The sequence below is a fragment of the Microcoleus sp. LAD1_D3 genome (genome assembly GCF_036702135.1).
GTDB lineage: Bacteria > Cyanobacteriota > Cyanobacteriia > Cyanobacteriales > Microcoleaceae > Microcoleus.
This window is the reverse complement of record NZ_JAUBSB010000164.1, coordinates 1-1,051: the sequence shown is the minus strand read 5'-3', so window position 1 is coordinate 1,051 and position 1,051 is coordinate 1. Positions and strand designations below refer to the sequence as shown.

Here is a 1,051-nt window from a genome sequence, read left to right as displayed (position 1 = left end):
AGAGAAAATAGCAATCAGGGCGCTGTTTTTGATTATACCCGACAATCCATCAAGTTATTTATTTTTCAGTCCTAAGTTTCGCGTGTGGAATATTGGTAAATTCTTGATTGTTCTTTTTACCAATGTTGATATCTTGTTTCCATCCTTGGTTGTTGCCTATAACTAACTGGCTAAGATCATTTAATTGACACCAGTCAATAACTCTACGGCTAACAGTATAGCCTTTCTCAAAAAGGTGAGGTACGAATTTTGACCTGGAAAGCTTGACAATAAAGGGTTTCTGTATACCTCATTTATCTGAGAATCGCTATATGGAGATAGTTATCAATCCTTCTGTCACGCTTGCCGTTCAACATTTTTATTTGTCTCCCAGCTTCAATTGATTGTGATGCGGCAACTCTTTTATTGAATAATTGATTAATACTTTTCAACGGTCTACCATTAATCAAAAGCGGTCTGAGACCGGGATGATTGGATGTTATAGCCATTAAATTGTTTAAACCAAGGTCTACACCAGCAACATATTTACCATCCGATTTTACGGCTTCTTCAACGGTGTAAACAACTTCAATAACGTAGTGGTCAAGCTTAGGAATAATCCTTACTTGGTCAACATTTTTAGCCTGAGTTGGGAATTCAATGGAGGTCTGAGACAGCTTAACAATACTTTTAGCTAAAGCCGGTTTTGATATTGCATCTATTGGATATATGACAACATTCCTACCACGCTCTTTATGCTTGTATCCAGGCATTTTAGGTTTTCCTAGATACTTCTCAGGATGCTTTGACCAATCTTTCAATGCTGCTAACCAACCTTTCCAAGCTTCTGATACTCTACGCACAACCTGCTTACTAACTTTAGTGGGCAGATACCCATAAGATTCTAAATTCTTGGTTTGATGATAGATATCAATTGAGTTGTAATACTTTTTGGTCTCAAAAAAGTATTGTCTCTGCACATAAGTAGCAGTGTTTTGACATTCTCACGCCCGCTAAAGCCACGGTGATTCCAAACATCACTGTTTGGGCTTCCTCTTTCTGCGACCCGACT

The 1,051-nt window shown here is 38.1% G+C and carries 1 protein-coding gene; it reads right to left on the bottom strand.

The genetic code is table 11. The annotated features are described in order from the left end of the window. Window positions 1-293 precede the first annotated feature (293 nt). Window positions 294-959, bottom strand: coding sequence for a transposase (locus tag QUA74_RS29770; protein ID WP_333336379.1), 666 nt, complete (start codon window positions 957-959; stop codon window positions 294-296). Window positions 960-1,051: the final 92 nt, after the last annotated feature.